General features: G+C 67.9%; 21 protein-coding genes. 9 read left to right on the plus strand and 12 right to left on the minus strand.

From position 1 onward, the window contains the following. Positions 1-7 precede the first annotated feature (7 nt). Positions 8-1,351 (minus strand): hypothetical protein, encoded by a 1,344-nt coding sequence (locus tag M2282_RS10895; RefSeq protein ID WP_280808810.1) that lies wholly within the window; start codon positions 1,349-1,351, stop codon positions 8-10. Positions 1,352-1,437: 86 nt separating this feature from the next. Between M2282_RS10895 and M2282_RS10900 the strand changes: the two genes are divergently transcribed. From M2282_RS10900 to minE, 5 genes are all read left to right on the plus strand, one after another. Beyond that, positions 1,438-1,860 carry a hotdog fold thioesterase gene (locus M2282_RS10900; protein ID WP_280808811.1) on the plus strand — a complete coding sequence of 141 codons (423 nt, stop codon included), beginning with the start codon at positions 1,438-1,440 and terminating at the stop codon, positions 1,858-1,860. Between the two features lie 109 nt (positions 1,861-1,969). Continuing rightward, positions 1,970-3,256, plus strand: coding sequence for a solute carrier family 23 protein (locus M2282_RS10905; RefSeq protein WP_280808812.1), 1,287 nt, complete (start codon positions 1,970-1,972; stop codon positions 3,254-3,256). Positions 3,257-3,377: 121 nt separating this feature from the next. Then, positions 3,378-4,151, plus strand: a complete 774-nt coding sequence (minC, locus tag M2282_RS10910; protein ID WP_280808813.1) for a septum site-determining protein MinC — start codon at positions 3,378-3,380, stop codon at positions 4,149-4,151. 52 nt (positions 4,152-4,203) lie between these two features. Further along, complete coding sequence (gene minD, locus M2282_RS10915) at positions 4,204-5,019, plus strand: septum site-determining protein MinD (protein WP_280808814.1); 816 nt, start codon at positions 4,204-4,206, stop codon at positions 5,017-5,019. Positions 5,020-5,021: 2 nt separating this feature from the next. Then, entirely contained in the window at positions 5,022-5,294 is a 273-nt protein-coding gene (gene minE / locus M2282_RS10920) for a cell division topological specificity factor MinE (protein ID WP_013538543.1), read from the plus strand. Here the strand turns inward: minE and M2282_RS10925 are convergent. Next, positions 5,257-6,906 (minus strand): rhodanese-like domain-containing protein, encoded by a 1,650-nt coding sequence (locus M2282_RS10925; RefSeq protein ID WP_280808815.1) that lies wholly within the window; start codon positions 6,904-6,906, stop codon positions 5,257-5,259. The two genes, minE and M2282_RS10925, sit on opposite strands and share 38 nt — an antisense overlap. A 191-nt stretch (positions 6,907-7,097) precedes the next feature. On the opposite strand from M2282_RS10925, the gene M2282_RS10930 reads away from it, so the two are divergent. After that, a complete protein-coding gene (locus M2282_RS10930) occupies positions 7,098-8,048 on the plus strand; it encodes a fatty acid desaturase (RefSeq protein WP_280808816.1) in 951 nt (316 codons plus the stop codon). On the opposite strand, the gene M2282_RS10935 is transcribed toward M2282_RS10930, so the two are convergent. The 3 genes from M2282_RS10935 to M2282_RS10945 form a co-directional block, all read right to left on the minus strand. After that, on the minus strand, positions 8,023-10,959 hold the full coding sequence (locus tag M2282_RS10935; RefSeq protein WP_280808817.1) for an SEL1-like repeat protein: 2,937 nt from the start codon (positions 10,957-10,959) through the stop codon (positions 8,023-8,025). The two genes, M2282_RS10930 and M2282_RS10935, sit on opposite strands and share 26 nt — an antisense overlap. A gap of 72 nt (positions 10,960-11,031) precedes the next feature. Further along, positions 11,032-11,940: an alpha/beta fold hydrolase gene (locus M2282_RS10940; protein ID WP_280808818.1), complete on the minus strand. Its 909-nt coding sequence runs from the start codon at positions 11,938-11,940 to the stop codon at positions 11,032-11,034. Between the two features lie 211 nt (positions 11,941-12,151). After that, positions 12,152-12,754: a TetR/AcrR family transcriptional regulator gene (locus M2282_RS10945; RefSeq protein ID WP_280808819.1), complete on the minus strand. Its 603-nt coding sequence runs from the start codon at positions 12,752-12,754 to the stop codon at positions 12,152-12,154. Between the two features lie 169 nt (positions 12,755-12,923). Here M2282_RS10945 and M2282_RS10950 point away from each other — a divergent pair, with 169 nt between their 5' ends. Both M2282_RS10950 and M2282_RS10955 read left to right on the plus strand, forming a co-directional pair. After that, on the plus strand, positions 12,924-13,868 hold the full coding sequence (locus M2282_RS10950) for a CysB family HTH-type transcriptional regulator (protein WP_280808820.1): 945 nt from the start codon (positions 12,924-12,926) through the stop codon (positions 13,866-13,868). A gap of 124 nt (positions 13,869-13,992) precedes the next feature. Beyond that, a complete protein-coding gene (locus tag M2282_RS10955; RefSeq protein WP_280808821.1) occupies positions 13,993-14,256 on the plus strand; it encodes a hypothetical protein in 264 nt (87 codons plus the stop codon). Positions 14,257-14,325: 69 nt separating this feature from the next. Here M2282_RS10955 and M2282_RS10960 read toward each other — a convergent pair whose 3' ends face one another. Together M2282_RS10960 and M2282_RS10965 are read right to left on the minus strand one after the other, a co-directional pair. Further along, positions 14,326-14,778 carry an RcnB family protein gene (locus tag M2282_RS10960; RefSeq protein WP_280808822.1) on the minus strand — a complete coding sequence of 151 codons (453 nt, stop codon included), beginning with the start codon at positions 14,776-14,778 and terminating at the stop codon, positions 14,326-14,328. Positions 14,779-14,902: 124 nt separating this feature from the next. After that, a complete protein-coding gene (locus M2282_RS10965; RefSeq protein ID WP_280808823.1) occupies positions 14,903-15,493 on the minus strand; it encodes a dihydrofolate reductase family protein in 591 nt (196 codons plus the stop codon). A gap of 113 nt (positions 15,494-15,606) precedes the next feature. Between M2282_RS10965 and M2282_RS10970 the strand changes: the two genes are divergently transcribed. After that, the gene (locus tag M2282_RS10970) at positions 15,607-16,038 is read left to right on the plus strand and encodes a winged helix-turn-helix transcriptional regulator (RefSeq protein WP_280808824.1); all 432 of its coding nucleotides are present in this window, start codon (positions 15,607-15,609) and stop codon (positions 16,036-16,038) included. Positions 16,039-16,072: 34 nt separating this feature from the next. Here M2282_RS10970 and M2282_RS10975 read toward each other — a convergent pair whose 3' ends face one another. Genes M2282_RS10975 through M2282_RS10995 form a run of 5 tightly spaced genes read right to left on the minus strand, consistent with a single transcriptional unit; the run spans position 16,073 to position 21,102 of the window. Continuing rightward, complete coding sequence (locus M2282_RS10975; protein WP_280808825.1) at positions 16,073-16,963, minus strand: VOC family protein; 891 nt, start codon at positions 16,961-16,963, stop codon at positions 16,073-16,075. Positions 16,964-16,993: 30 nt separating this feature from the next. Beyond that, on the minus strand, positions 16,994-17,839 hold the full coding sequence (locus M2282_RS10980) for an ABC transporter ATP-binding protein (protein WP_280808826.1): 846 nt from the start codon (positions 17,837-17,839) through the stop codon (positions 16,994-16,996). Then, positions 17,836-18,693 (minus strand): ABC transporter ATP-binding protein, encoded by an 858-nt coding sequence (locus M2282_RS10985; RefSeq protein WP_280808827.1) that lies wholly within the window; start codon positions 18,691-18,693, stop codon positions 17,836-17,838. Before M2282_RS10985 ends, M2282_RS10980 begins: the two co-directional genes overlap by 4 nt. Then, a complete protein-coding gene (locus M2282_RS10990) occupies positions 18,677-19,255 on the minus strand; it encodes an OsmC family protein (protein WP_280808828.1) in 579 nt (192 codons plus the stop codon). The genes M2282_RS10985 and M2282_RS10990 overlap by 17 nt, the downstream gene beginning before the upstream one ends. Before the next feature lie 17 nt (positions 19,256-19,272). Continuing rightward, on the minus strand, positions 19,273-21,102 hold the full coding sequence (locus M2282_RS10995; RefSeq protein ID WP_280808829.1) for an ABC transporter permease: 1,830 nt from the start codon (positions 21,100-21,102) through the stop codon (positions 19,273-19,275). Positions 21,103-21,133: the final 31 nt, after the last annotated feature.

Here is a 21,133-nt window from a genome sequence, read left to right on the forward strand (position 1 = left end):
CACAGCGTCAGCGCTGCGATGCCGGCGGCCCGGACGATTTCGGCGGCTTCGGCGCCGGCTTCTTCTCGGGCTCGCCGCCGCCGAACATCTTTTCCACCTGCTGCCCAATGCGCGCACCGATGGCGGTGCCCACGCCCGGCAGCACCGCGCTGCCCACAGCCGCGCCTGCGAGCGCGCCACCGGTCAGCGACACCTCGGGGTCGCTCACGGTGCCGCCGATCTTCAGCGGCACGCCGACCACGCCGTCGACCAGATCCACCGCGATGTCGCCTTCCATCTTGCGATTGAAGAGCCGCAGGTTGCCGCTCGCGGTGAGCACGCCGGAGCGCGCCTTGAGGTTGGTGTAGCGCATCACGGTGCCGTCCTCGGTGCCCTGGGTGTCGAGCGTGCCGGTGAGTTCGTCCAGCGGCGTGGTGCCGCCGCGGCTGATGCCGACGGTGCTCACGGCCTTGACGATGTCCAGCTTGGTGAGCGTGGCGGGCTTGACGGTGAAGGTGGTGCGGGTGTGCAACGCGCGCATGAACTCGCCCACTTCCCCGGCTTCGACCGTGAGCGTGGTGTGGCCCGAGACCTTGCCGGCCACCGACGCGCGGCGGTCGAAGGCCTGCACCAGCCCCTGGATATCCACCTCGCGCGGATCGAGTTCGGCCGAGATGCGAAGCTTGCCGCCGGCCGGCATCTCGAACACGGTGACACCGTTCCACGTGCCGCCGCCCACGTCGATGCGGGTGCGCCAGCGGTCCTGCCCGGCTTCGCGGTCCAGCCGCAGGCGGGCCGGTGGCGACGCACCGGCGCGCTCCACGCGGGCCTGGCGCGGACGCCAACCCGTGTCGAAGGCGATCTCGCCGTCGTAGCCGAGCGCGATGTCGCGCCGGTCGATCCACACCACGTCGCGCCACCGCAGCTGTTCCAGCGGAATGGCCGCCAGCGTCCAGGGCGCGGGCAGCGCAATGACGTTGCGGCCCTCCTGCGGCTTGGGGCCCTTGCCGCGGAAGGCGCGCACCGACTCGCGCGGCAGCACCAGGCTTTGGATCTCCAGCTCGTCCACGGCAATGACGCGGTGCAGCAGCTCCGGGAGCTTGAGTTGCGCCGAGACGCGGCGCAGGGTGATCGGACGCGGCTGGTCGGTGGCGATGTCCGAGAGCACGAGCACCGGGGTCGGCAGCAGCGCCCAGTGGGCGCCGCCGACCTTGAGACCGACGCCGAAGCGCTGTTCGAATGCCTCGGAAATGCGCACGGCCACCTGCTCGTCGCTGGGCAGGCGCGAGCTCACGAACAGCACCAGCGCGCCGGCGCCCAGCAACAGAGCTGCGGCAATGCCGAGGAGCCAACGTCGAACGGGATGCTTCATCGGCCCAAGTTAGCACGCAAAGGCGACTGCGGTTGTCAGCCGCCGTCGCTATAGTTTCCCGAACCCCCTGTACCGGAGACAAACGAATGCGTATCTGGAAGAAAGACATCTCGGTCGAAGAACTGACCCGCAACCACGTCGGCACGGCCGTGTCCACGCTGGGCATGGAGTTCCTGGAGGTGGGCGACGACTTCATCCGCGCCCGCGTGCCGGTCGACGAACGCACCCGCCAGCCCTACGGGATCCTGCACGGCGGCGTGTCGGTGGTGCTGGCCGAGACGCTGGGCTCCTGCGGCGCGCACTACTCGGCCCCCGAAGGCGATCGCGCCGTGGGCCTGGACATCAACGCGAACCACATCCGCTCGGTCACCAGCGGCTGGGTCATCGGCACCGCGCGGCCGGTGCACCGGGGGCGCAGCACGCAGGTATGGCAGATCGACCTGACGAACGAGGCCGGCGAGCTGACCTGCGTGTCGCGGATCACGATGGCGGTACTGCAGCCGCGCTGAGCGGCGCGCGGCGGGCCGGATGCCTGCCGTTCCTTCTTCTCTGGCGGGTGTTCAGTGCGGGGTTCATCGACCACAATCACGCCCCATCGACAACAAGAGGAGACAAGACATGTTCAAGTGGACAGAAAGACCCGCGTCCGCGCTGGCCAACGGCGCGGTCATCGGCCCCGACGAGCGGCTGCCCTGGCTGCAGACCGGCGCGATGGGCATCCAGCACGTGATCGCGATGTTCGGCGCCACGGTGCTGGCGCCGATCCTCATGGGCTTCAGCCCCAACATCGCGATCCTGATGAGCGGCATCGGCACGCTGATCTTCTATTTCGTCACCGGCGGCAAGGTGCCCAGCTACCTGGGCTCGAGCTTCGCGTTCATCGGCGTGGTGATCGCGGCCAGCGGCTATGCGGGCAAGGGGCCGAACGCCAACATCGCGGTGGCGCTGGGCGGCATCGTGGCCTGCGGGGTGGTCTACATCCTCATCGGGGCGCTGGTGCAGGCCATCGGCACGGGCTGGATCGAGCGCTTCATGCCGCCCGTGGTCACGGGCGCCGTGGTGGCGGTGATCGGGCTCAACCTGGCGGCCGTGCCGATCAAGAACATGGCGGCCAGCAATTTCGATTCGTGGATGCAGGCCGTGACCTTCCTCTGTGTGGGGCTGGTGGCGGTGTTCGCGCGGGGCATGCTGCAGCGCCTTCTGATCCTGGTCGGGCTGATCCTGGCCACGGTCGTCTATGCGGTGCTCACGAACATCCTGGGCATGGGCAAGCCGGTGGACCTGAGCGGCATCGCCAACGCGGCCTGGTTCGGCCTGCCGACCTTCACCACGCCGGTGTTCACCGCCAACGCAATGCTGCTGATCGCGCCCGTGGCAATCATCCTCGTGGCGGAAAACCTCGGCCACCTGAAGGCGGTGACGGCCATGACCGGCCGCAACCTCGACCCCTACATGGGCCGCGCCTTCATCGGCGACGGCATCGCCACGGTGGTGAGCGGCGCAGCAGGCGGCACGGGCGTGACCACCTATGCCGAGAACATCGGCGTGATGGCGGCCACGCGCATCTACTCGACGGCGGTGTTCGTGGTGGCGGCCGTCATTGCGCTGGTGCTGGGCTTCAGCCCCAAGTTCGGCGCGCTGATCCAGGCGATTCCGCTGCCGGTGATGGGCGGCGTGAGCATCGTGGTGTTCGGGCTGATCGCCATCGCGGGCGCCAAGATCTGGGTCGACAACAAGGTCGACTTCTCGCAGAACAAGAACCTGATCGTGGCGGCGATCACGCTGATCATCGGCACGGGCGACTTCACGCTGAAGTTCGGCGACTTCGCGCTGGGCGGCATCGGGACTGCGACTTTCGGGGCGATCATCCTCTACGCACTGCTGGGCAGATCGCGCAACGCCTGAGCTTTCGAAAGTGAAACGTCGTGCAAGAAGTGTTGTCCAGAGCGGTTGAAGACAGGGCCGGTCACCGGCCGGAAGCCCGCGCCCGTTAGACTCCAACGCTTTTCGCACCGACGTTTTCCCAATGGCCGATGTCTCCGCCGCGCGCACCAAGGCGGTTTTCGAATTCAAGAGCGCCACGCTGCCGCTGATCGCAGTGATCCTCAAGACGTCCAACCTGGACGTGCTGGCCGAGGCGCTCGACGCCCAGTTGGCCGACTCGCCCGATTTCTTCGAGCAGGAGCCGGTGGTGATCGACCTCTCGCAGCTGCCCGAGCACGACGAGGAAGGCGAAGCCACCGCCCAGCTGGACTTTGCGGCCCTGCGCAGCCTGCTGGCGCGCCACCAGACCCAGCCGATTGCGGTGCGCGGCGGCAATGCCGCCCAGAACGCCGCGGCGCGCGAGGCCGGCCTTTCGGTGGCTGCCATGCCCGCAGCGCCCGCGCCCCGGGCCCCCGCCCCGCCGGCCGAGGCCCCGGCCGCGACGCAAGCCCCCCAGATCGTGCGCGAAGTGCCGGTGCCGGCCAACGGCACCCTGTTGATCGACAAGCCGCTGCGCTCGGGCCAGCAGGTCTACGCCCGAGGCGGCGACGTGGTGGTGACGGCCGTGGTCAGCTTCGGCGCCGAAGTCATCGCCGACGGCAACGTGCATGTGTACGCGCCGCTGCGCGGCAAGGCGATTGCGGGCGCGCGCGGCAACACCGAGGCGCGCATCTTCTCGACCTGCATGGAAGCGCAGCTCGTGGCCATCGCCGGCATCTACCGCACCAACGAGGTGCCGCTGCCGGATGCGGTGCTGGGCAAGTCGGCGCAAGTGCGCCTCGACGGCAAAAAGCTAGTGATCGACGCGATCCCCTGACGGACGCGGCGCTCTGAAACCAACAACAGAATCGAAACAAGAAGGAATGGCCATGGCCAAAATTGTGGTGGTGACCTCAGGCAAGGGTGGCGTCGGCAAGACGACCACGAGCGCCAGCTTCGCATCGGGCCTCGCGCTTGCGGGCAAGAAAACGGCCGTGATCGACTTCGACGTGGGCCTGCGCAATCTCGATCTGATCATGGGCTGCGAACGCCGCGTGGTGTATGACCTCATCAACGTGATCCAGGGCGAGGCCAACCTGAGCCAGGCGCTCATCAAGGACAAGCAGTGCGACAACCTGTTCGTGCTGGCGGCCTCGCAGACGCGCGACAAGGAAGCGCTCACGCAGGAAGGCGTCGAGAAGATCCTCAGCGACCTGGCCGGGATGGACTTCGAATACATCATCTGCGACTCGCCCGCCGGCATCGAGACCGGCGCGATGATGGCGATGCACTTCGCCGACGAGGCGCTGGTGGTGACCAACCCCGAGGTCTCCTCGGTGCGCGACTCGGACCGCATCCTGGGCATGCTCAGCAGCAAGACCAAGCGGGCCAAGGACGGCAGCGAGCCGATCAAGGAGCACCTCTTGATCACCCGCTACAACCCGAACCGGGTGGCGGGCGGCCAGATGCTTTCGCTGGAAGACATCCAGGACATCCTGCGCATCAAGCTCATCGGCGTGATTCCCGAGTCGGAAAGCGTGCTGCATGCCTCGAACCAGGGCGTGCCCGCGATCCACGACAAGGACACCGATGTGGCGCAGGCCTACAGCGACGTGGTGGCGCGGTTTCTCGGTGAAGAGAAGCCGATGCGCTTCGTCGACGCCGAGAAGCCGGGCTTCTTCAAGCGGATCTTCGGAGGCAAGTAGGCATGTCGTTTCTCTCGTTCCTGCTTGGCGAGAAGAAGAAGACTGCGAGCGTTGCGAAAGAGCGCCTGCAGATCATCCTCGCGCACGAGCGCTCCAGCCTCAGCGGCAAGAAGCGCCCCGACTATCTGCCCGAACTCCAGCGCGAGCTGGTGGCGGTGATTTCCAAGTACGTGTCGATCAATCCCGACGACATCAAGGTGCACCTGGAAACCCAGGACAACCTCGAAGTGCTCGACATCAAGATCGAGCTGCCCGACCCTGCGCCTGCGCGGTAGGAAAGAAACGAAAGCGCACCGACGGGTCTTGCAGCACCCGCTCGGCCAGCGCCCGCTCCCAGGCAAGGTAGTCGGCCCAGGCCGCATCGCGGCGCGGGCCGAACACGCGCATGACCGAGCCCCAGTCGTCGTCGAAAGGGGTGAGGAGCTGGGCCGGGACGAACGCAGTCGACAGCGGCCGTCCTGACGCCTTCCAGGCCTCGGTTCCACCCTGGAGCCAGGTGAACACCGCCCCCGATCCCGGCCAGCGCTGTTGCGCATCGCGCGCGACGCGGCGTGCGGCCGCGCCGTCGGGCGAGGTGAAGACCAGCGTGCGGCCCGTCGCGGCGTGCGAGGCCAGCGGACCCAGCGAAGCCGGCAGCATGTAGAGCGCGCCGGGCAGGTGGCCGCGTTCGTAGTCGAGGCTGGCGCCGACGTCGATCACCGTGACCGCGCCGTTCCTGCGCAGTTGCGCCAGTGCTTCGGGGTCCAGGGGTGGAGGTGCACTCGTCACCGTCGTTGCGGGCGCTGGCGGGACCTGTTCCGGCGACAGGGCGCCGTCGTACACAAATACCTCGGCCTGGTTGAGCTGCGTGAGCCAGAAGCTCGTGACCGCCGCGCGCAGGCGATGCGCCGGATCGTCGATCAGCACGATGCGGGCGCCACGCGTGCCCACGAGGTTCTCGAAATGCATGAACAACTGCCCGCCGGGCACCTGCTGCACCGTCGTGTCCGCGAAGGCCGTATCCGCGGTGGGACGCACATCGAAGATGTAGAGCGTGCGCGTGTCGTCGGTGCGCCAGCTGGCGAGTTGCGCGGCATCGGCCACAGGAAGGGCGAAGCGCTCGAGCAGTTCGTCGGCGATGCGGCGCAGGACCTCGGGTGATTCCGGCGGCAATTCGTCCCCGGGTTCGGCGTTCTGCACCGTCGGTGCGCCTTGCAGGCCCCAGGCCATCACGCCGTCCTCCACGAACACTGCATCGGGCGCACGGCCCAGCAGCCGCAGCGTGGTGGCGCCGATGATGCCGCGCGTGCGGCTGAAGCAGTTGATCGCCCAGACATGCTCCGCATCGCGAGACTCGAAGCGCTGTAGCGCGAGCTCGGTGCCGGCATGGCTGCGCGCGCCGGGCAGCGAAAGAAACTCGAATTCCGCGCGTGGCCGGGCATCGACCAGCGTGGTCGGCAGGCCTTCGCGCTGGCGTGCGCGCAGGGCGTCGATGGGAAGGGATGGTGTGCCGTAGTGCAGGCGTGCACGGTCGCCGAAGGCCTTGACCAGCGTGCCGTAGCCGTCGATGGCGGGCAGGCCCTCGCTCACCCATCGTTGAAGGCCGCCGTCAAGCGTGCGCACGTCCGTGTAGCCCAGGCGCGCGAGCAAGGCTGACGCGGCCTGCGCGGCACCGTCGGGCGCGTTGTAGTCGTCGTAGAGCACCACGTATGTGGAGCGCCGGGGCACCAGCGCGCCGATCGTCAGTTCGAGCCCGCTGAGCGGCGCGTTGCGCGCGAGGTTGGGATGGCGCTGCACGAACCAGCGGGTTTCGCGCACATCGAGCAGTGAGAGTTCGGCCACGGGCTCGGCCAGCAGCAGGGCCTGCAGCTCGATGGGGGCAATGGGTTTCCTCGGCGTCCAGCTCATGTCAGGGCACGGCGAGAAAAGGGGAAACGGGTGGTCATGAGGACGGCGAGGGTACGGCGCAGCGAAGCCGTCGAGCGTAGGCCGCAGCGGGCCGGCACGGAAACGAAATTTCGCATCCATCCTTATGCGAAAAACGCGCATGCAGACGGCTTCTTCATACCTAGGATCGCAGTCCTTTGAGTCGTCCGCCCATGACATCGACTGCCCAACCATCCACCGCACCGACGCGCGCCCCGTCCGGCACGCGCCGCCCGCATTGGTGGTGGCACTACGAGGCGCCGACGCTGCTGCTCGCCGCCGCGCTGTACATCGCCTGGGCGGCGTTGCTGTGGTGGCATGCCGCGCTGCCGGGGTGGGCGCTGTTCCTGTTGGGCGCCTTTCTGGCGCAGCTGCATTCGTCGCTGCAGCACGAGAGCATCCACGCGATGCGCCACCTGCCGAAGTGGCTGCGCCATGCGGTGGTGTGGCCGCCGCTCAACCTGTGGCTGCCGTACCCGTTCTACAACCGCGGGCACAGTTCGCACCACGTCAATTTCCACCTCACGCATCCGGAACGCGACAACGAGAGCGCCTACCACTCGGCGCCCGCATGGGCGGGCTACGGACCGGTCTGGCGGTGGATCTACATGGCGAACCAGACGATCGCGTTCCGCGTCGTGCTGGGGCCTTTCCTGTGGCTGTGGAAGCTGGCGCATTTCGAATCCGCACAGCTGCTGTCGGGCAACTTCTCGCGGCTGCCGACCTGGGGCTGGCATGTGCTGAGCGTGGCCCCGGTGCTGTACTACGTGACGGTGATCTGCGGCATGGGGATCGGCGAGTACCTGCTGTACTTCGTCTATCCCGGGCTGATGCTGGGCTCGCTGCGCACCTTCACCGAGCACCGCTGGGCCGATACGCCGCACGAGCGCGTGGCCATCGTCGAGTCGAACCTGGTTTTCGGGCTGCTGTACCTGTTCAACAACCTGCACCACGTGCACCACCGCGCGCCGACGATGCCGTGGTACGAGATCCCGGTGTACTTCCGGCGGCACCGCGCGGAGGTGCTGGCTGCGAACGGCAATTTCTACTACCGGGGCTACGGCGAGATCGTCAGGCGGCACCTGTTCAGGCCGGTGTTCACGCCGGTGCATCCGACGTGGTAGCGGGCAGCGCCAGCAGGCGTTGTGTCCACTCCCGGGCCTTGTCCTCGTCGAAGAGCGGGCTGTCGGGGTCACCGTAGAAGGTCTGCGCCAGAACCTCCATGCAGGCGCGCTGGCTCTCCAGGTTCTCCTCGCAGTCGTCGAGCGCGGCACCGGCGAGCAGCCAGCGCTCGGCGGCGGCAGCGTCTTCCGGCGCGCCCTGGCCTCGAAAGCGCATCCAGCCCAGTTCGTAGCAGGCCCAGCCCTGTTCGCGCTGGGTGCTGTCCTCCGCCACCTTCTGCCGCGCGTAGAGGGCTTCGGCATACAGGACGTTCACTTCCGCTTCTCCGTGGCCCTGTTCAGCCAGCGCCCCTGCATGCAGGCACAGCGTGCGGCCGAGCTGCATCGTGGCGCTGGTGTCGCCGGCTTCGTGGCCACGGCGGAAGTAGCCGATCGCGCGCGCGAGGTCGGGCTCCCCGGGTTCGCCGAGCTTGTGCGCCAGACCTAGGTTGTAGAGCGCCATCGTGTTGTTCTTCTCGGCGGCCAGTTCGTAGTGCCGCACGCCGCCTTCCAGGTCGCGCTCGCCACCCTCGCCTTCGCACAGCATGTAGCCGAGCTGGGCCTGCGTGGCGGCGTCGTCCGCGCCGCCATGGGCGATGGCGTGCAGCAGCCACGCGCGCCCCAGAGGGGCGTCGGCGCCGAGGCCCGCGGTGTCCCAGCGCAGCATCTTCGAGAGCTCGCACATCGCCACGGGCAGGCCGTCGGGTGACGCGGTCGAGGGGGCGTCGCCGGGCGCGCGCACGCCGGCGGCGCGCGCCATCCAGCGCAGGGCTTCGCGCGGGTCGGCCTCGACGCCCTCGCCGTCGCGCAGATGGCGGGCCAGCTCGTAGGCGGCCTGCAGGTCGCCGGCGGCATGGCGCGCCGCCATGCGCTCGGCATGCGGCTGCTCGCGGCCGTCGGCATGCAGCCAGACGTACAGGCCGGTGTCGTTGCGCACAGCCTTCACCGGCTCGCCGGCGCCCCAGCGCTTGCACAGCTCCGAGCGGACCACCGCGGCAAGCCAGCCGTCCGAGACCGACACCGCGGTGGAGATCCACGGATAGGCCTGCGGGTGCAGCACGGCGCCATCGGCGCGCAGGACACCCACGGCGAGTTGTCCCTTCTCGACCTTCGCGCCGCGCGGCGCCGGATCGGCGACCAGCCAGCCGATGTCCTGCGTGCCCCAGGCCAGCGGCTGGAGCGTGCGATGTCGGCAAGGCACCAGCTCGCGGCCGGCGGCCACGTCGTAGATGCCGCGCAGCCACGGCGCGTTCTTCGCCGTGCGCCCGCCCTTGGACGCCACGCGCACCAGGTCGCGCCGGACCATGGCGTGGGCGCGCTCCTGGCCGCTCAGAGGTTCCAGGGTCTCGAACCGGCCGTAGTCGAAGGGCACGAGCACTCGGCCCTGCCCATCGATCAGACCGCACAGGCCGTCGGCCCGCTCCACGGCAAAGCGCTTCGGCCGGGTCTCGGCGCTGCGCTCGTTCGCCGGATCGTTGTCTTCGCTCGTCAGGAACTCGATGGGGTATTCCTCGAGCAGGTCGACCTGCTCGTAGATCGGCTCGATCACGACACGGCCTTGCGCATCGAGCAACCCGCTCTTGCCGTCGCGCATAGCTTCGAAGGCCTCCCAGTCGTGGCGCCACTGAAGGCTGTCGAAAGCCGGCGGCACGGCCCAGTCGCCGCCAGCGCGCACCAGCCCCCAGCCGCCCTCGTCGCCGCGCACGGGGGCGAGGCCGAAGGGCGTGAAGTCTTCAGCCTCTTCGAATTGCGGCGCAATGGCCCATTGGCCCTGCAGGTCGATGTACCCGATGCGCTCGCCCACGCGGGCGCGCACCCAGCCTTCGACAAAGCTCCAGACCTCGTCGACCGAGGGCGCCAGCAGCCAGCTGCCGTCGGCGCGCAGCAGGCCGATGTGGTCGCCGACCAGGGCCGTGGCGATGTCGTCCTCGAAGGCCCAGGCCTCGTCGAGCTGCGGTTCGAGCAGCACGCGCGGCGCTTCGGCGTCGGCGAGCAGCAGGCCGGAGCGCTCGCCCTGCGAGATCCAGAGCAGGCGCCGATCGCTCCCGCCGGCGTCGCGGATGTCGTCCCACGCAGGCTCGACCACGGTGGTGCGATGGCTGGTGCCGTCGTCGTCGTGCGCGATGCGCATCACGCCCCAGCGGCCGTCGACCTCGAAACGCCAGAGTTCGCCGCCCAGGTGGTTGTCCCAGTCGGGGCGCTCATGGCCGTCTTCGTCGTCGTCTTCTTCCGGCTCGAAATCGGCAAAGCGCTCGTCGCGCGGCGCCTCGTAGCCGTCGAAATACGGATGCGACAGGCCGCCGAAGCCGAACTGCCAGGCCCATGATTCCCAGTCCGCGAAGCGCTTGATGCCGAGCGCCACGTCCACGCCCGGGTGGTTGCCGCTGTCGATGCAGCGCCGCACCTCGGTCCATCGCTCGTTGCACTCGCGGCGGTTGCGTTCGATGAAGCCCTCGCCTTCGGCGTCGCCACCCATCCAGGACAGCTCGTCGAGGTTGGCGGAAAACCGCGGCGCGCTGTCGGCCGGCAGCTCGTCGATCAGCTCGGCCAGGTGCAGGGCCAGCGCCTCGAACTGCAGCGCGATCTGCGGCAGCGTGTGCAGCATCGGATGCCGTTCCACGAAGGCGTGCAGCTGCCGGATGCGCGCAAGCGCGGCATGCGCATCGCTGGCGAGGTTGTCGGTTCCAGCGTCTCCGAAGACGCGCTGGTGGTCGATGGCGTCGCTGGCCGCGCCGTCGGCCAGCAGGAGCTGCCAGAGCACGGGGAAGTTGTTGTTGGCTTCGGCGATTTCGTTGGCCGATGCCTCTTCGCTGTCAGCGCCATCGCCGACGTCGGAAAGACGGTGTTCGAGATAGAGCCAGGAACGATTGCCCATGTGTGGTCGGTGCGTGTGTCGTCCATGACGAAGGCCATGGGTAGCGCCCAGTTTAGAGGCGCCTTTTCACGCTCACATGACCGCGGAAGGCTGCACCAGGAATTGCGTGACCTGTGCAAGCACGGTCTCTTCCTTGAGGATGCGGCGGTGGCCCCAGCCCTGCGTGGCGACGAGCTGCGCGTGGGGAATCGCATCGCGATAAGCCTCGCCATCGGCAAAGCGGTTCACGCGGTCCTCGCGGTCATGAACGATCAGCGCCGGCTGCGCGATGCGCGGGCCGGCGAGCGCGGGTTCGAACTGCGGCATCAGCACGCCTTCGCGCGCCTCGAACATCCGCTGCATCGCGGCGCGCGTCTGCTCGCTGAGGCCGAAGGCATGCGCGAAGTAGCGCGTGTATTCGCGTGGCGAAGCGGGCGGTGCGAGCAGCACGATGCGCTCGGCCGGCAGCCCGCGCCCTGCGGCGTAGGCAAGCGCATTGGCCCCCAGCGAATGCGCGACCACGGCGCGCAACGCACGGCCGTCCGCGGCGAGCCGGGCGGTAACGTAATCGATGGCGCGCGCGAACTGCGCGCCGTTGGTAGCCATGCCTTCGCTGCGGCCGTGCGCCGGCAGCTCGAGCAGCACCGGCCGAAGCCCCGCCGCAGCCAACGCCTGCGCAAGCGGCAGCATCTGGCCCGCATGCCCGCCCCAGCCATGCACCAGCAGCACGAGCGGCGCGGATTCGGCCCCCGAGTCCTGCGCCGCCAGGTGGTAGATGCCGACGCTCGCATCCTCGAAGGACCAGGCCTCGTGGCGCCAGTCGGCACCGGGGTGCTGGCCGCGGTACAGCCACTTGGGCGGCAGCGGCGTGCCGAACACCCGATAGGCCGCGCGCACGCCCAGCGCGGGCCAGAGGCGTTGCGATGCGCCGAGGCCGAAGCGCATCGCGCGCATCAGCCGGCTGGCGCCGTAGTAGGTCGTGGGGGCGGAAGTGCTCGTCATTTGCAGGGACTCCTGGCGGCTCAGTACCAGACCCAGTCCCGGTTGCTGCGGGGCAGGCTGCGAAGCGTGTCGCGGGCGGCTTCGACGCCAAGGGCGACGGCATAGATGGCAAGGCAAAGGGCAATGATCAGCATGACGCTTCTCCTATTTATCGCACGACTGTGCGAAATTCTGACAAAGAAAGATGAGGCAAATCCACCTGCCCGATGGCTCAGGCGAGGTAACTGGAAAGGAGCCGCTGCCAGGTCTGCGTAGCCCTGTCGGCGGTGTGCGGGTCGCGCAGGAAACGCGCGTCGTGCAGCTGGTTCATCATGATTCCGTTGATCTCGCTGACCAGCTGTGCGGGTTCGGTGTCGGCCTTAAGTTCGCCGGCCTCGATGGCGAGCGTCACGGTGCGGCGCAGGGCCGCGCGCCAGCGCGTGATCTCCTCGAGGAGCACATCGCGCAGCTCGCCTTCGCGGTCGTCGAACTCGAAGGCGCCGGCCACGTAGAGGCAGCCGGTCCGGGCCTCGACGTCGCGGGTGCGGGCGATCCAGCGGGCCACGATGTCGTTCAGGCGCGCGAGGCCCTTGGGCTTCTGCATGGCCGGCACGAATACATCGGCCAGGAAGCCACGGCCGTACTCTTCGATGACTGCCTTCTGCAGCGCCTCGCGCGAACCCACGCGGGAAAACACGCCGCTTTTGGAGAGCCCCAGGCGGCTCGCGATGACCTGCAACGAGATCGCTTCCAGGCCTTCGGCCAGCGCGAGGTCCAGCGCGGCGCCGACGATGGCGGCGCGGGTGAGTTCGCTTTTCTGGGTCTTGGCGTCCATGCCGCAACTTTAGCACAGTCGTGCGAAATCACAAGCGCAAGGCAAAAGCATGACGTATAGATGTTTTGCTCATGTGAAACCAACAAACGCATCGTTCCCTGCATAAGCGCTTCTGCAGAGAATCGCCGGTCGGGCCCACTCCGGGGTCCGGATGACACCTCGGCGCCAGATGAACTTCCAACAACTGCGCTCGGTACGCGAGGCCGTTCGTTGCGGCTTCAACCTGACCGAAGTCGCTCACACCCTTCACACCTCGCAGCCCGGCGTGAGCCGGCAGATCCGCGAACTCGAGGAGGAGCTCGGCATCGAGCTCTTCGTGCGCGCCGGCAAGCGGCTCACGGGCCTCACCGAGCCGGGCGGCCACGTGCTGCCGATCATCGAGCGCATGCTGCTGGAGAGCAGCAACCTGCGGCATGCGGGGCAGGAGTTCGTCGCGCAGCAAAGCGGGCTGCTCTCCATTGCGGCCACGCACTCGCAGGCGCGCTATGCGATGCCGGTGGCCGTGCAGGAATTTCGCGCGCAGTTCCCGAACGTGAAACTGCACCTGCACCAGGGCTCGCCCAAGCAGATCGCGCAGATGCTGATCGACGGCGAGGCCGACGTGGGCATCGCCACCGAGGCGCTGGGCGACTACCCGCAACTGGTCGCCCTGCCCTGCTACCGCTGGACGCATTCGGTGATCGTGCCGCCGGGCCATCCGCTGCTGGACGCACCACTGTCGCTGGAGGCGCTCACGCGCTATCCGCTGATCACCTACGACACGGGCTTCACCGGCCGATCGCGCATCGACGAAGCATTCGAGGCGCGCGGGCTGCAGCCCAACATCGTGCTCGCCGCGATGGATGCCGACGTGATCAAGACCTACGTGACCCTGGGCCTTGGCGTAGGCATCGTGGCCGGCGTGGCCTATGAGGCGGAGCGCGACACGCAGCTGCGCGCGATCGATGCGGGGCGCCTGTTCGGCATCAACCTCACCAAGCTCGCGGTGCGCCGCGGCAACTATCTGCGCAAGTACGTCTATGCCTTCATCGAGTCATTCGCGCCGACCCTGACGCGTGCCATCGTCGAGAAGGCGCTGGGGGACGAGGTCAAGGCGTCCCACTACGAAATCTAGCCCCGCCGCGAGTGCTGTTGCGTGGCGGGTACTGCGAAAACGGCAGGGCTCAAAAGAAAGCGTACGGCTTCACACAAGGGGCGTACATTCGGGTTAATTCCTTGGCTTCCGGAACGGATCAGCAATGGCATCGACCCCGCAGCAGCAGCAACAGCAAATCAGGGCCGCCCAGAAGGCGGCCGATGCGGCGGAGCGACGAGAACGGTTGAAACGTGCGCTGCCCGCCACGGTGGAACTCCTGCAGAGCCGCCAGGCCGACCGCATCGACGACAACGACATCGAGGCGTATGTGGGCCTCAACTGGCTCGAGTGGCACGGCGGCGGCCTTCGCCTCACCATCACCGGGCGCAACGTATGCGCCCAGTCGGCGTCCACCGCGCTGGCCTGACAAACACCAGACAAAGAAAAGCCGCCACAGCAACCTGTGGCGGCTTTCACATGAGGCCGGGCGAACGGCTTACTGGCCCGCGATGATCTGCGCGATCAGGCCGGTGGCAATGGCGGCGAGCACGTAGTCACCACCCACGCCGACCCATTGATACCCACGGGGCGGCGGCTGCAGGCGATAGGCACGGTAGTCGTTCACCACGTAGTTGCGGCCCCGGTACTCGGCCGGCACACGGCCACCACGGCGCCATTCGGCATGCGGCTGCGGGAAGCCACGGCGATCGAACTGGCGGCCATCGCGGAAGTCCTGGTTGCCGCGGTAGTCGCGGTGCGGACCGCGGCGATCGAAATGGCGGTCTCCCCGATCGTTGTCGTGCCGTTGTTCGGCACGCCCGTTGCGATCGTCACGCCCGTCGCCGGGCCGTCCGTCGAAGCGGCGGTCTTGCGCGAAGGCGCTTCCCGCTGCCATGCACATCGCGAGCGCCGCAGCAGCGACGGCCATGCTCTTCGAATTGATGTTCATCTGGAACTCCTTCATGCGTTGATGACGAGTTCATTGTGTGCCGCGGTTGTGTCTGCCCGGCGCACTTCAGGTCGCCGTCAGGTGAAATCAGGTAAGCGCTGGTATCGGGGCGGCGCGTTGTCCTTCACCGCGGCGCGTAGCGGTTGACCACGACGCCGCATTCGTAGCCAGTCGACCCGAGCAGACGCAATGCGTGCCCCTTGCGCTGGTCGTGAAACACCGAGCGCCCCGCGCCCACGGCGGTGGGATTGACGAAGAACTGGAACTCGTCGACCAGCCCCTCGGTCACGAGCGACGACGCGAACCCGACACCCCCGATGACGAGGATGTCCTTGCCCTCCTGCCGCTTGAGCGCATTCACCTCTTCGGCCAGGCCACCGCTCGCGATGACGGTGCGCTCCCAGCGCGAAGCCTTGAGCTTGTCGGTGAGCACGACCTTCTGCGCATCGGCCACCTTCTGCGCGAAAGCGAACTGCGTGTTGGCCGGATAGTTCTTCGCGGCGCGGCCCCAGTGCTCGAGGTAGCCCTCTTCCACGATCTTGCGGCTCAGCAGGATGGTGTCGACGCCCTCGAAGACCTGGTTGAAGAACGTCTTCAGCTTGTCGTCCCAGGCCCAGCGGTCGCCCCAACCCCAGACCTGCCAGTCGAGGCTGCCATTGGCCGGCGAGACATAGCCATCGACGGACATCTGCATCTGCAATATGAGCTTTCGCATGGTGCTTCTCCTGAGTGCCGGTCTGGACAACTGCTCTTGAAATGCAAGCAGTCTCCAGTGTCCGAAAACCGATGCGAAAATGCAAGCAGTTTTGCAAACACACCGAAGCCCCGATGGCCACCCAACAGAAATCGCTCTGCCCGATCAACCTCGCGCTTGAAGTCTTCGGCGATCGCTGGAGCCTGTTGATCGTTCGCGACATGATGTTTGCCGGCAAGCGGCATTTCAGAGAGTTCCTGCAGTCCGAGGAAGGCATCTCCTCGAACATCCTGACCGAGCGCCTGGGCAAGCTCGTCGAGCACGGCGTGCTCAGCAAGACCGACGACCCGACGCACAAGCAGAAGGCCATCTACAGCCTCACGCCGATGGGCATCGACCTGCTGCCGGTGGTGACGCAGATCGGCATCTGGGGGCGCAAGTACGCACCGGTCACCAAGCAGAGCGGCGCGCCCGCGGCGGCGCTCGAAAAAGGCGGGCCGGCACTGCAAAAGAAGATGCAGGCCGAACTTCGCAAGGCGCATCTGGGCCGCGGCGCGGCGACTTGAGCGCCGGGAGACGCTGCGGCGGAAAGACCTGCCGTCAGCCTCCGACCACGCTATTGACCGGGTCGTTGCGCGCGCCGTGCTTCACCTGAAGATCGAGCGGCGGCAGGTCGAGTTCGATCAGCGCGCCATGCGTGCCCGCCAGGTCGAGCACGCCGGTGGACTTCGGCTCGTCGGTGTGCAGAACCACCGCGTAGGGCCCTTCGCCGCGCGCCACCAGCCGCTGCGAAAGCGCATCGCCGCCATGCTTCTCGACGGCGGCGCTCTCGCGAGGCGACGACAGCACCAGCACGCTGCCGCCCAGCGCAATGACCGCCACGCGCACATGGCTGCCGGGCACGGCCACGGGTTCGCCGATGTGCGTGGCGGCATCGTCGGACACCGTGCCCAGCAGCGCGCGGTAGCGGGCGAGCGTGGCGTCCAGGTCGCGCACCGCGACCGCGAGGCTTGCCACGCCGAGCGTGCCGTTGGCATGCACGCGCACCCCGCCCTCGGGCACGCGCAGGTGGCGCGGCGTGAGATCGCCGCACAGGAAGGGCAAGTCGGCCGAAGGCGCGCGCGCCGTCTGCCAGCGCAGGCGCTCGCCGTCGGGGCGCACACGGCCGCCATCGAGCGGGCCCTCGAGCACGAGCCCGCGCGCTTTCGCATCGGCCACGGTGATGGCTGTATCGCGCGGCAGCAGAGCGAAATCGACGATGCCTTCGCCGTGGCGTTGCAGCAATTGCCACCAGCGCTCCGATGGCGACGGCTCGCGCCATGCGATCAGTTCGAAGTAGCTGCCGTCTTCGAACACCACCAGCGCGTTGTGCGTGGCGCGGCCCGGATGGTCGCCGCCGCGCACCACGTGAAAGCCCAGCGCGCCGTAGTCGGCGATGGTGCGTTCGAGGTCGTGCACCGCGATCACGATGTGGTCGAGTTTCAATGCCATGGTGGGTTCTCCCTGTGTGCGTTCGTTCATTCAGGAGGCGGTGCGGGCAGCGCCCTCGCCGCCGAGGTAGGCATCGCGGATGCGCGCATCGGCCAGCAGTTCGCGCGCCGGCCCCGAGAGCACGATGCGCCCGGTCTGCAGCACATAGCCGTGGTGCGCGATCTGCAGCGCCAGGCTCGCGTTCTGCTCGACCATGAAGACCGAAACGCCCTGGCCGTTGATGCGCGCGATGAGTTCGAGCACCTTGTCGACGTACAGCGGCGACAGGCCCATCGTCGGCTCGTCCATGCAGATGAGTTGCGGCCGGCCCATGAGCGCGCGCGCCATCGCCACCATCTGCTGCTCGCCGCCCGAGAGCGTGCCGGCCTGGAACTCGATGCGCTCGGCCACGCGCGGGAACAGCTCGAGCATGCGTTCGAGGTCTTCGGCGACGGCCTTGCGGTCGCTGCGCGCGTAGGCGCCCATCAGCAGGTTCTCGCGCACGGTCATCGCGGGAAAAAGCCGGCGCGCCTCGGGCACGGAGCCGATGCCCTTGCGGATGATCTGCGGCGTGCCGAGGCCGAGCATCGATTCGCCGTTGAAATTCACTTCGCCCGAGCGCGGCTTGAGCAGGCCGAGCACGATCTTCATCGTGGTCGACTTGCCGCTCGCGTTGCCGCCGAGCAGGCTCACGATCTGGCCCTTGCGCACTTCGATGTCGAGGTCGAAGTGGGCCTGCACCGGGCCGTAGAAGCTGTTGACCTTCTTGAGCTGGAGCAGCGGCTGCCTGGCGCCGCTGGAAGCGGGCGCGGTCGTGCGTTCCGGCAGGCCCTCATCCCAACCCTCTCCCCGCAGGGGAGAGGGCGCAAGACCGGAGCGGGCGACGGTGGCGATCATGCGGGCACCGCCTCTGCCTGCTGCGCCTGCGTCTCGCCGACATGGCGATGGCCGAGGTACGCCTCGATCACCGCGGGGTCGTTGCGCACGTCGTCGGGCAATCCTTCGGCGATCTTGCGGCCATCGTCGAGTACGGCCACGCGGTCCGACAGCTGCATCACGAGGTCCAGCTTGTGCTCGATCAGCAGGATGGTCTGGCCGCGCGACTTGAGGCCGCGAATGATCTCCAGCATCTCCGCGGTCTCGCTTTCGTTCATGCCGGCCGTGGGCTCGTCGAGCAGCAGCAGGCGCGGCCTGAGCGCGAGCGCGCGTGCGATCTCGACGCGGCGGCGGTTCGCGTACGAAAGGCTGTACGCGGGATGGTCGATGCGCGGCGCGAGCCGTTCGCCGAAGAGCGCGATGATCTCGAGCGCGTCCTTGCGCAGCGCTTCTTCCTCGCGCCGCACGGCGGAAGGCTGTAGCAGCGCGAGCGCCAGCTCGGCCAGCGCGCCCAGGCCCGGCACGCCGCCGACACGCGGTTTCACGGCGCGCAGCCGCGTGTGTGCGCCGACCAATACGTTGTCGAGCACCGAGAGGTTCGCGAACACCCGGCCATGCTGGAAGGTGCGCGCGAGGCCGCGTTGCGCGAGCTGCTCTGCCGGCAATCCGGTGATGTCTTGCCCATCGAAAATCACCTGCCCCGCATCGGGCCGGTCCAGGCCCGTCACGAGGTTGAAGAGCGTGGTTTTCCCCGCCCCGTTCGGCCCGATCACGCTGAGCAGTTCGCCCTCGCCCACCTGCAGGTCGACCGCGTTCACCGCGGTCAGCCCGCCGAAGCGGCGCGTGATGCCGCGGATCTCAAGCAGCGATGGCATCGCCCGCTTCCTGCGGCGCATTCGCCGCTTCTGCCTTCGAGTTGATGAGCTTCACCTCGGCGCGAATCGTCTGCGGGTTGCGCAGCAGGTTGAGGATCGGGCAGTTGCGCTCCACCGCTTCGAACAGCGCGTCGATCTCTTCGCGGCTCGCGGGCGAATCGATGTGGACCGTGTAGCCGATCTCGTGCGGCCAGATCGGCGTCTTCTCGTGGCCGGGTTTGCCGCCGCGCGGATCGATGAGGCCGGTCACTTCGACCTCGAGGCTTTCGAGCGGCACCTGGCGCTCGGCCGCCTGGATCAGGAAGATGTGCGTGACGCAGGTGCCGAGCACGCCCAGCTGCAGCTCCGGCGAACTGGGCCCCAGGTTATAGCCCGCGAAATCGGACGGACTGTCGCTGATGACCTGGTGCTCGCGGATGCGCAGGCGCCGCACGCCGCTGCGGCCCTCGGCCTTCACGCTGGCCTTGAGTTGCACAGGCTGTGCGGTGCCCGCTTCGACGGCGGCATTGCGTGCCAGCACGGCGGCGCGTTTCTCGGCGAGGTAGTCGTTGAGGTGGCTCATGGTGTGTGGTTCTTTCTTCAGACAGTGCCCAGCAGACCCTGCGGGCGGAATCGGATGAGAAGCAGCAACGCGACGCCGTAGATCAGCATCCGGTACTCGGCCGTCACGCGGAACAGCTCGGGGAGGCTCACGAGCGCGACTGCACCCAGCAGTGCGCCGCTGATGTTCCCCAGGCCCCCCAGGATCACCATCGTGAGCGCGAGGATCGATATCTGCGAGCCGAAGGTCTCGTGGTTGATGTACGAATACATGTGCGCGGTGAAGGCACCGCTCACGCCGGCCGCGAAGCCGCCGAAGCCGAAGGCCAGCGCCTTGTAGCGGTCGGGGCTCACGCCGTAGGCGCGCGCAGCCACCTCGTCTTCGCGCACCGCGCGGAAGGTGCGGCCCAGGTGCGAGCGCAACAGGCGCCACTGCAGCAAGGCCAGCAGCACCATCGCGCCGAACGAGGCCCAGTAGATCGCCTCGTTCGACGACGCATCGCGGCCGAACAGCGAGAGCGGAGGAATGCCCGAGACGCCGATGGGCCCGCGCGTGAGGCTCTCCCAGTTGAGGATGGTGAGCGCCACGATCTCGCCGATGCCCAGCGTGGCGATCGACACGTAGTGCCCGCGCAACCGGAACGCCGGGAAGATCAATGCGGTGCCGATCAGCGAAGTGAGGATGCCCGCGAGCACGATGCCCGTGCCGACCGGCAGGTGAAGGTCGAGCACCAGCAGCGACGACGCATACGCACCGATGGCCAGCAACCCCGCATGGCCGAGCGAGATCTGCCCGATGGTTCCGGCCACCAGCGTGAGGCTCAGCGCCAATGCGCCGTACAGCCACGCATTGGTGAGCGTCTGCAGCAGGTACGGCGATGGATCGAAGAACGGCAACGCGACCGCTGCGGCAAAGAGCGCGAGCAGCAACCGTCGCGGCACATGCCACGGCTTGCTCGGCGCGATGAAGGTGCCGGTGAGCGGCTCGGGCGGCAGCGCGCGCTTGCGTCCGAAGAGCCCGTTCGGCTTCCACACCAGGATGACCAGCAGCAACGCGAAGGCGAAGAGGTTGCGATACGGCGTGCCGAGGATCGCCACGCCATAGCTCTCGATCAGCCCCAGCAGCAGGCTGCCGACGATGGCGCCCGGCACATTGCCCACGCCGCCGACCACCGTGGCCACCACGCCCTTGAGCGTCGCCTGGAAACTCATCGCCGGACTGATGTTGTTGTAGTACATGCCCACCAGCAGGCCCGAGAGCCCGCCCAGCGCGGCGGCGATGGCGAACACCGTCTGGTTCACGCGGTCGACGTCGACGCCCATCTGCTGCGCCGCATCGCGGTCCTGCGCGGTGGCGCGCACGGCCCAGCCGAGTTTCGTGAAACGCAGGAAGAGGAACAGCACCGCCGCGCTCGCGATGCCGATGCCCGCGATCAAGAGGTCGAGCGCGCCGATGGTGCCGGTGCCGATCTTGAGGCGCCAGTCGGGCAGCTGCGTGGGCAGCGAGCGCGGGTCGGGGCTGAAGACCAGCTGCACGAGGATGTCGAGCACAAAGCTGATGCCGATGGTGGCCAGCAGCGGCGCGATGCGCGCGGCCCCCTGCAGCGGTCGAAGCCCCACGCGTTCGATCAGCATGCCGAGCGCACCCGACCCCAGCACCACCAGCGCGATGGTCACCGGCAGCGGCGTGTGCAGGTAGGTGATGCTGGCCCAGCCGATGTACGCGCCCACGGTGTAGACCGAGCCGTGCGCGAAGTTGATCAGGTGCGAGACGCCGAAGATCAGCGCGAGCCCGACCGCCAGCAACGCATAGATGTTGCCGATGATCAGGCCGTTGACCGTGTAGTCGAAGAACGAGGTGAAGCTCATGAGGTGCTGCCTGCCTTGCTCCCTCTCCCGC

The sequence above is a fragment of the Variovorax boronicumulans genome, assembly GCF_029892485.1.
In the GTDB taxonomy this organism is placed as follows: domain Bacteria; phylum Pseudomonadota; class Gammaproteobacteria; order Burkholderiales; family Burkholderiaceae_C; genus Variovorax; species Variovorax boronicumulans_B.

Coding starts and splice junctions, on each gene's coding strand:
- M2282_RS10950 (WP_280808820.1), top strand. CDS start 12,924: ATGAACTTCCAACAACTGCGCTCGGTACGCGAGGCCGTTCGTTGCGGC.
- M2282_RS10930 (WP_280808816.1), top strand. CDS start 7,098: ATGACATCGACTGCCCAACCATCCACCGCACCGACGCGCGCCCCGTCC.
- M2282_RS10970 (WP_280808824.1), top strand. CDS start 15,607: ATGGCCACCCAACAGAAATCGCTCTGCCCGATCAACCTCGCGCTTGAA.
- minE (WP_013538543.1), top strand. CDS start 5,022: ATGTCGTTTCTCTCGTTCCTGCTTGGCGAGAAGAAGAAGACTGCGAGC.
- M2282_RS10960 (WP_280808822.1), bottom strand. CDS start 14,778: ATGAACATCAATTCGAAGAGCATGGCCGTCGCTGCTGCGGCGCTCGCG.
- M2282_RS10935 (WP_280808817.1), bottom strand. CDS start 10,959: ATGGGCAATCGTTCCTGGCTCTATCTCGAACACCGTCTTTCCGACGTC.
- M2282_RS10980 (WP_280808826.1), bottom strand. CDS start 17,839: ATGATCGCCACCGTCGCCCGCTCCGGTCTTGCGCCCTCTCCCCTGCGG.
- M2282_RS10955 (WP_280808821.1), top strand. CDS start 13,993: ATGGCATCGACCCCGCAGCAGCAGCAACAGCAAATCAGGGCCGCCCAG.
- minD (WP_280808814.1), top strand. CDS start 4,204: ATGGCCAAAATTGTGGTGGTGACCTCAGGCAAGGGTGGCGTCGGCAAG.
- M2282_RS10940 (WP_280808818.1), bottom strand. CDS start 11,940: ATGACGAGCACTTCCGCCCCCACGACCTACTACGGCGCCAGCCGGCTG.
- M2282_RS10905 (WP_280808812.1), top strand. CDS start 1,970: ATGTTCAAGTGGACAGAAAGACCCGCGTCCGCGCTGGCCAACGGCGCG.
- M2282_RS10895 (WP_280808810.1), bottom strand. CDS start 1,351: ATGAAGCATCCCGTTCGACGTTGGCTCCTCGGCATTGCCGCAGCTCTG.
- M2282_RS10965 (WP_280808823.1), bottom strand. CDS start 15,493: ATGCGAAAGCTCATATTGCAGATGCAGATGTCCGTCGATGGCTATGTC.
- M2282_RS10900 (WP_280808811.1), top strand. CDS start 1,438: ATGCGTATCTGGAAGAAAGACATCTCGGTCGAAGAACTGACCCGCAAC.
- M2282_RS10995 (WP_280808829.1), bottom strand. CDS start 21,102: ATGAGCTTCACCTCGTTCTTCGACTACACGGTCAACGGCCTGATCATC.
- M2282_RS10990 (WP_280808828.1), bottom strand. CDS start 19,255: ATGAGCCACCTCAACGACTACCTCGCCGAGAAACGCGCCGCCGTGCTG.
- M2282_RS10975 (WP_280808825.1), bottom strand. CDS start 16,963: ATGGCATTGAAACTCGACCACATCGTGATCGCGGTGCACGACCTCGAA.
- M2282_RS10945 (WP_280808819.1), bottom strand. CDS start 12,754: ATGGACGCCAAGACCCAGAAAAGCGAACTCACCCGCGCCGCCATCGTC.
- M2282_RS10925 (WP_280808815.1), bottom strand. CDS start 6,906: ATGAGCTGGACGCCGAGGAAACCCATTGCCCCCATCGAGCTGCAGGCC.
- M2282_RS10985 (WP_280808827.1), bottom strand. CDS start 18,693: ATGCCATCGCTGCTTGAGATCCGCGGCATCACGCGCCGCTTCGGCGGG.
- minC (WP_280808813.1), top strand. CDS start 3,378: ATGGCCGATGTCTCCGCCGCGCGCACCAAGGCGGTTTTCGAATTCAAG.